The organism is Nitrospinota bacterium (assembly GCA_016235255.1).
In the GTDB taxonomy this organism is placed as follows: Bacteria; Nitrospinota_A; UBA7883; order UBA7883; family JACRLM01; genus JACRLM01.
Window position 1 is genome coordinate 1 of sequence record JACRLM010000073.1, and the last position, 6,847, is coordinate 6,847.

The 6,847-nt window shown below is 57.0% G+C and carries 7 protein-coding genes; 6 read left to right on the top strand and 1 reads right to left on the bottom strand.

Annotated features, from left to right (window positions below; genetic code table 11):
* Positions 1 to 285 precede the first annotated feature (285 nt).
* From HZB29_09600 to HZB29_09625, 6 genes are read left to right on the top strand one after another with little or no spacing between them, the layout of a single operon-like run.
* A complete protein-coding gene (locus tag HZB29_09600) occupies positions 286 to 1,065 on the top strand; it encodes a hypothetical protein (protein ID MBI5815849.1) in 780 nt (259 codons plus the stop codon).
* 13 nt (positions 1,066 to 1,078) lie between these two features.
* Complete coding sequence (locus HZB29_09605; GenBank protein MBI5815850.1) at positions 1,079 to 1,600, top strand: PilZ domain-containing protein; 522 nt, start codon at positions 1,079 to 1,081, stop codon at positions 1,598 to 1,600.
* Positions 1,601 to 2,458, top strand: coding sequence for a flagellar motor stator protein MotA (gene motA, locus HZB29_09610; protein MBI5815851.1), 858 nt, complete (start codon positions 1,601 to 1,603; stop codon positions 2,456 to 2,458). It begins immediately after the preceding gene.
* Between the two features lie 3 nt (positions 2,459 to 2,461).
* Positions 2,462 to 3,403 (top strand): OmpA family protein, encoded by a 942-nt coding sequence (locus HZB29_09615; protein MBI5815852.1) that lies wholly within the window; start codon positions 2,462 to 2,464, stop codon positions 3,401 to 3,403.
* Between the two features lie 60 nt (positions 3,404 to 3,463).
* Positions 3,464 to 3,748 carry a hypothetical protein gene (locus HZB29_09620; protein MBI5815853.1) on the top strand — a complete coding sequence of 95 codons (285 nt, stop codon included), beginning with the start codon at positions 3,464 to 3,466 and terminating at the stop codon, positions 3,746 to 3,748.
* A gap of 4 nt (positions 3,749 to 3,752) precedes the next feature.
* On the top strand, positions 3,753 to 4,226 hold the full coding sequence (locus HZB29_09625) for a hypothetical protein (GenBank protein ID MBI5815854.1): 474 nt from the start codon (positions 3,753 to 3,755) through the stop codon (positions 4,224 to 4,226).
* Between the two features lie 14 nt (positions 4,227 to 4,240).
* On the opposite strand, the gene HZB29_09630 is transcribed toward HZB29_09625, so the two are convergent.
* A complete protein-coding gene (locus tag HZB29_09630) occupies positions 4,241 to 6,493 on the bottom strand; it encodes an adenylate/guanylate cyclase domain-containing protein (GenBank protein MBI5815855.1) in 2,253 nt (750 codons plus the stop codon).
* Between the last annotated feature and the right edge of the window lie 354 nt (positions 6,494 to 6,847).

Sequence of the window (6,847 nt, forward strand, 5' to 3'; positions counted from 1 at the left end):
AATCCATTCTTCCCTTGCCAGTTTTCCCGTTACCGTTTACTCTTTTCATGTGACCTCCTTGCTTTCCGTTGTTTTCGTTCAAAAACATGGTAGCAGGTGAGGTCATACCTTCGTTTCAACTAAGTTTAGGACACTTTCCCTTTATAACCTGTTATTATTAAACTCATTATGCGCACATCGGGACTGGCCTCACAAAAGCTTGCACTCACATTCCTTGGCATCGCCTTGTTGTCCTCGGCGTGCGGGACATCCATCAGCGTTGCGGACAGCTCCGGTCAATCGCAAATGACCGTGTCCTCTAGCGCTGAAAATCAATCGTCCTACAATGTCCATGGAACGTTCACAACGAAAACATCAGGCGGCGAGGAGTCGCTTCGGTCCGATCCGTCATGCGGCGCGGCAGGGGCGGAATTCGCGGGAGTCATCGGCGCGGTGGTGAACAGGTTCAACGAATCGGTGGTGACGGCCCCGCGTGAGGACGGGATAACGCTGGTCCCGGCTGGGACTCCGGACGCGCCCGATGGGGGCGTTGCGGTGAAGGTGTGCGCGGACGATAAGCTGTCGGCGTATTCGTATCCATCCACCATCGCCGTCCACGAAGGGCTTTTGCGATTGCTGAAAAACTCTGCATACGCGGCGGTGTTAAACGACGGTGACCAGGCCGGGCTGGAGGCGCGGCTGGACGAAATTGTGGCCGTTGCCATGTCCGGCGGTCTTGACGATGAGGCGGACAGGTGGAGGGTTGAATCGGACGCTGGGCTGATGGCCCGGGCAGGTCAATTGCTTGAATCGGAAACGGCGTTTGTGCTGTACCATGAACTGGGGCATTCGCAGATGGACAGGAACCTGGCCGGCGCCGGCGATTCGGCGGAGCTTCGGGCGGACGTGTTTTCCGCCGGGGCGATGTCGGCGGCGGGGATTCCCATGGATGGGGTGGACTTGGTGTTCTCCGTGCTTGAACGGGTGTCGCCGGAAGGGACCGCCGCGCATCCGTCATCCGGCGAAAGGGAATGGCTTGTGACGCGGGCCGGGAGTTCCGGCGGCATGGCGGGCATGATCGAATAAAGGGGAGAAAAGCATGACGCAATACTCGCATGTGGAGGCGCACATACCGCTTACGGCCACCCTCCTGCCCAGGGAACGGTGGGAGGAAGTGACCTCCAGGATCATCGAGGACCCGGTGGTGACGGAGTTTAGAACCCCGCCGCGTGTGACGGACGAGGCGCTGGCCGAGTGGCTCAACCTTCTGGACTCCAAGCTGGACGCGGTCCTAAAACTGCTCACCCTTGCCCGCGAGGGTTTTGCGTCCCTGCCGCTTCGCGGGGTGACAATCCACGGCGGCGGGATGGTGTTCGGCTCCAGCCAGAACTTTCCGGCCGGATCGGTGGTGGAAATCAAGATGGTGCTGCCGACGGTGTCGCCGCTTGCGATGTACGTTTACGGCAAGGTGACCTCCACGGTCGCCGAGGTGGACGGCAGATGGGCGGTGGCGGTGGACTTTGTTTACATGGAAGAGCAGGTGCGCGACGAGATCATAGAGTTCGTGTTCCAGCGGGAGCGGGAGCTTATCAGGGAAAAGAAAGAAGGGGGCCAGGCGTAAATGGTAGTCATCGCGGGGGGCCTCATCGTGGCGGTGGCCGTCGTCGGGGGTTACCTGATGGAGCACGGCAACATGAGTGTGCTCTGGCAGCCGGCGGAGTTCGTGATCATCGGCGGGGCCTCGCTCGGGGCGCTGATCATAGGCTACCCCCCCAAGGTGATAAAGGGGATAATCCGGGATATTCAGAGGATTCTCACAGGCAAAAGCGCATACACCTCCGACGACTACATGGAGGTCCTAAAGCTTTTGAACGACATTTTCTCCAAGATACGCAGGGACGGGCTGATTTCCATCGAATCGGACGTGGACGCGCCGCAGAAAAGCAAGATATTTTCCTCATATCCAAATTTCCTCAAGCGCCACCATGCCCTTCTCTTCGTCACCGACACGCTTCGCACGGTGATGACCACCACCATAGAATCGCACGAGATGGAGGCGCTGCTGGACGCGGAGCTGGAGGCGCACCACGAGGAGGCGCTGGGGCCGTCCAAGGGGATCAGCACCATGGCTGATTCCCTGCCGGGCCTTGGCATCGTGGCGGCGGTGCTCGGCGTGGTGCTCACCATGGGAAAGATGAGCGAACCACCGGAGGTGCTGGGCCATTCCATAGGCTCGGCGCTGGTGGGAACGTTCATCGGCGTGCTTGCGTGCTATGGTTTCGCCGGGCCGCTGGGCCGGATCATGGAACTGATGGCGGCTGAGGACACGGAGTACATGATTGTGCTCAAGGTCTCGCTTCTGGCCTTCATCCGGGGCGCCCCACCGCAGATTTCCGTGGAATTCGGCAGGCGGGTGGTGCCGGCGGGATTGCGCCCGACGTTCCTGCAGGTGGAAGAGGCCACCAGGCACAAGAAGTGACCGATGGCTGAAAAAGACGAAAAGCCCAAGCTGATCATCATAAAGAGGATCAAAAAAAAGCACGCCGGGGCGCACGGAGGAAGCTGGAAAGTGGCCTACGCCGATTTCGTGACGGCCATGATGGCGCTGTTCCTGCTCCTGTGGCTGCTCTCCATGGTCTCGCCGGAAAAGAAAGTGATCCTTGCCGACTTTTTCAAGCATTTCTCCGTGTTCGAGCACGGCCAGAGTTTCATGGAAGGCCAGCAATACCCCATCAAGCACGAAGGCGCCAAGGTGGGCGAGGTGAAGTACATGTACGTTTCCGGCCTGATGGAAATCCCCCTGGACAAGCTGAAGGCAAAAGTGGAGGAAGCGGTGCAGACGAAGCTTTCGGCGGGGGCCAAGGAGCATGTGTTCATGGAGGCCTCCGAAGGAGGGCTGAGGATACAGATCGTGGACAGGGCCGGCAGCCAGATTTTCGCGATGGGGAGCGACAAGCCCACGCAGATCGCCCGGGACATCATCAAGGTTGTCGGAGAATCTCTCAAGGACATGCCAAACCAGATAGTGATAGAGGGGCACACCGACGCTAATCCCTTCCGCTCCGGCGAGATAACCAACTGGGAGCTTTCCACATCCCGCGCATCCGCCGCCCGCCGGGAGCTTGAGGCCAGCGGCATAGAGCCTTCCAGGTTTGACCATGTAGTGGGCTACGCCGACAAGGAACTTCTGGTAAAGGAAGACCCGTACGACCCACGCAACAGGCGGATAAGCCTCCTTGTGAAGCCCATACCGGCAGGAACGGCGCAGACAGTGGCGATCCCCCCCGGTGTGCAGGGCCCTGTGTTCGCCGCCCCGCCCAAAAAGAAGGTTGAACCGGAGAGGATCGAGCCGATAGACAAAGGCAAGCTCATCGGCGAGCTTGGCGCCAAGCCGGAGAAGCCGGAGTTTTTGAAGGAAAGATAGTGTTTTGATATACTAAAACCAAGGAATCTTTCCCTTCTATTTGGGCACAGGAGAATATCCATGAAAGTTAATGAAGCTGTACGGATGGCGGTAACCCATGTCTCCAGTCTATTCGAGCATGAAAAACTTACCAACATAGGACTGGAAGAAGTTGAGTATGACCCGGAACATCATGAATGGACTGTCACTGTCGGGTTTTCCCGGCCTTGGGATTATCCAACTTCCACGACCACTATAGCTGCGCTTGCATATCAGAGCGAACCGCCAAAGCGTTCATACAAAATTATTCGCATTAACGACGATAATCAAGAAATTGTGGCCATGAAGAATTATTCCATGGCGTAATCACGTGCGGCATATTATCGTTGACACAAATCTGCTTGTTCTCTTCGCGGTTGGATTAACTGACCGAAGCCTCATAGAAAAGCACAAACGCCTTAAAGAATATGAAGAAGCCGACTTTGACCTTTTAGCTAAAGTGTTAAAAGGCTTCGATCAAATATTGGTGACCCCACACATACTTACAGAAACTTGCAACCTTATTTCGCAAACTAATGAGAGAACCAACTCATCAATCATGAAAAAACTCGCGATTTTACTTGGTGAAATCAAAGAAGAGTTCCAGCAAAGCGTTGAGGTTGCAAAACATGACCATTTCCCACGGTTAGGCTTGACCGATTGCGCCATTCTGGAATTATTAACCGAAGGCATTCACTTAATTACGGTGGATGCAGCGTTGTATCTGGAAGCTTTCCGAAAAAGCCCTTCTTGCGTGGTTAATTTTAATCATTTGCGTCAGAACAGATTACTTGGCTTGACTTAACGGCCAGTGTTTCCTCACTTCGCCATGTCATATACCCTGTCCCAATCGGCGGACGGTGGGGACGATATCAGCTCGGCGCATCGTTTCAAATACAGCTTGCAGGCGCCGTCGCCCCCCTCGCGAAGCCTGTCGCACGCGGTGAAAAGCTCCACCGCTTTCTTGAAATTCATCGCGCGGAACGTGATGAGCGCCAGCGCGAATGACTGCACGAACCGCCGCTGCCCTTCCGTGGCGTTCTCCGTCTCCGTCATCACTTCGTAAAGCCGGATGGCCTCTTTTTTCCCCTGCACCCGCACCATGTCCAGCTCCCGGTAAAGAAACAGCCCCCGCACAAGCTTGAGCGTGAATTCGGACACCAGTATGTTCGATCCGTAATACTTGTTCACCCCCTCGAGCCGTGAGGCCAGGTTCACCGCGTCCCCCATGATGGTATAGTCCATCCTGTCCTTGGAGCCCATATTCCCCACCACCATGTAGCCGGTGTTAAGCCCCATGCGCACGTTAAGCTCGTCCTTCCCCTCGGCGCGCCACTTGGCCCGCATCTCCGCCAGTTTTTTCTGCATAGTCACGGCGGCCCGCAAAGCCTTCTCCGCGTGGGCCTCCTCCGGCAGTGGCGCCCCCCAGAAGGCCACGATGGCGTCGCCTATGTACTTGTCCACAGTCCCTTCGTATTCGTGGATAAGCCGCGTCATGGCCGAAAGGTATTCGTTGAGCAGCAGCACAAGCTGCGGCGGCGGCATCTTCTCGGATATGGTGGTAAAGCCCGCCACGTCTGAAAAATAGGCGGTCATCAGCCTTTTCTCGCCGCCGAGCTTTAGCAACGACGGTTTTTCGATGATAAGGTTGATGACCTTGGGCGAAAGGTATCGCGAGAACGCGTCCTTGATAAACCGCTTGGACTTCTGCTCTGTCAAGTACTGGATCACCGTCACGGTGATAAAGCCCATCACGATCGTCACCGACGGGATCACGGAGTTTAGCCAAAGCATGTTCACTTCGAACATGTAAAAATTGAACACCCAAAGCCCCGCGAAAAGCAGCGCCGTGAGCGTCACGCCGAAAAGTATCCTCACCCGTTTGAGTGTGAACAGAAGGATCAATCCCACCACCATCGTGAGGGCCAGATCGTAAATGTTCTGCCAGGCGGCCTTGCTTATCACCGTGCCGTTGAGGGCGTTGGCGGCGGCGTTGGCATGTATCTCCACCCCGGCGGTGAATCCGAAGGGAGTGGAGCGCAGATCGTAAAGCTGGAGCGCGGTGGCGCCGGCGAAGGCTATTTTGCCCTCCAGCCGGGCGGCCATGTTCTTATCGCCTGGAGGCGCCGTCATCACGTCCGCCGCGGAGATTATCGGGAACGTGCTGTCCGGCCCCATATAGCGTAAAAGTATCCTGCCATGCGCGTCCACAGGGAGGAAATAATCGGCCATGGCCACTCCGGCGAACTCCCCCCCCTCAAAAAACGCCTGCAACGGAATGTTCTCTTCCTTTTCGTCCTTTGCGTAAAGGGCGGCCGCCGCAAGGCCGATTGACGGATACAGGTCCCCCTTGTACTCGATCACCATCGGATGCGCCCGCACTACGCCGTCGGACGGGTCCGGCCATGTGTTCAAAAATCCGGACGCGGCTCCCGCCTCCTGCAATATCCGGATATTCGGCTCCACCCCCACCACGGAAAATTGCACCGCCGCGTCGCGGCTTTCCGCGTCCCGCTGGACCAGCTTGATGCGGAACGGCTGGGCGAGCGGGTCTTTCTTCCCGCCCACTTCCTCCATGTACTGCTGCTCGTCCTTGCCATAGAACATAAGCCCCGTCACAACGTTCCCGGCTTTCCCCACAGCCCCGGCCAGGGCCTCGTCCCTTTTGAGCCCTTCCTTGAGTTTTACAAGTTCCTTATAGAATTCCGGGGCTTTCTCGGAGACGGCGGCCTTGGACGCGGCGCCTTCCAGGTTGCCAATCACATCGGCAAGCCCCTTGTCCGCCTGTGTGGAGAAGGTGACGTCCAGCGCCGTCACTTTCACACCGAATTCCTTAAGCTTTGACACTAGCCGCCCGATCACGTCCCGCGGCCATGGCCAGCGGCCGAAAGTGTCCAGCGATTTCTGGTCTATGCCGATTATCACGATGCGCGGGTCCGGCTGGTTCGGGGCGGTGTACTTGATCAGAAGGTCGTAAATGCGCACCTCGAACGCCTCGACGAAATAAGGAGGCCGGAACGCGGCGGCCGCCAGCACGGCGAGCATGACAAGGTAAATACGGTTGAGCGTCACTGTGTCGTCTCCGGCGGAAAATGTTTGCCGACATAAGGGCCGCGAATCCCCTGCCCGGCCCTTGTGACATATCGTATGAATATTAGGCCCCGCCGTCAATATCGTTTGATTAAAACCGGCGGCATGCAAGTGAAGTGAAAATGGCGCAAATGCGGAGAGTTCCACAGCCTCCCCGTGGCCGCCTCGGGCTGTTGCCCAAAAGGGAAAACACACGAAACGAACGCTGTCCGGGGTGTTCTTGTACATTCAAAATCAGAGCATACTCATATGTATAAGGCATTCGATTCCGGGGAGGCCGAGGTGTTCTGAAGCCATCGAGCTTGTGTGAAGATAGGCCCCCCGACTTTGCTTGAT

Excerpts from the sequence above, each read along its gene's own strand:
- HZB29_09620 (MBI5815853.1), top strand. The coding sequence starts at position 3,464 with ATGAAAGTTAATGAAGCTGTACGGATGGCGGTAACCCATGTCTCCAGT.
- HZB29_09615 (MBI5815852.1), top strand. The coding sequence starts at position 2,462 with ATGGCTGAAAAAGACGAAAAGCCCAAGCTGATCATCATAAAGAGGATC.
- HZB29_09600 (MBI5815849.1), top strand. The coding sequence starts at position 286 with ATGACCGTGTCCTCTAGCGCTGAAAATCAATCGTCCTACAATGTCCAT.
- HZB29_09605 (MBI5815850.1), top strand. The coding sequence starts at position 1,079 with ATGACGCAATACTCGCATGTGGAGGCGCACATACCGCTTACGGCCACC.
- motA (MBI5815851.1), top strand. The coding sequence starts at position 1,601 with ATGGTAGTCATCGCGGGGGGCCTCATCGTGGCGGTGGCCGTCGTCGGG.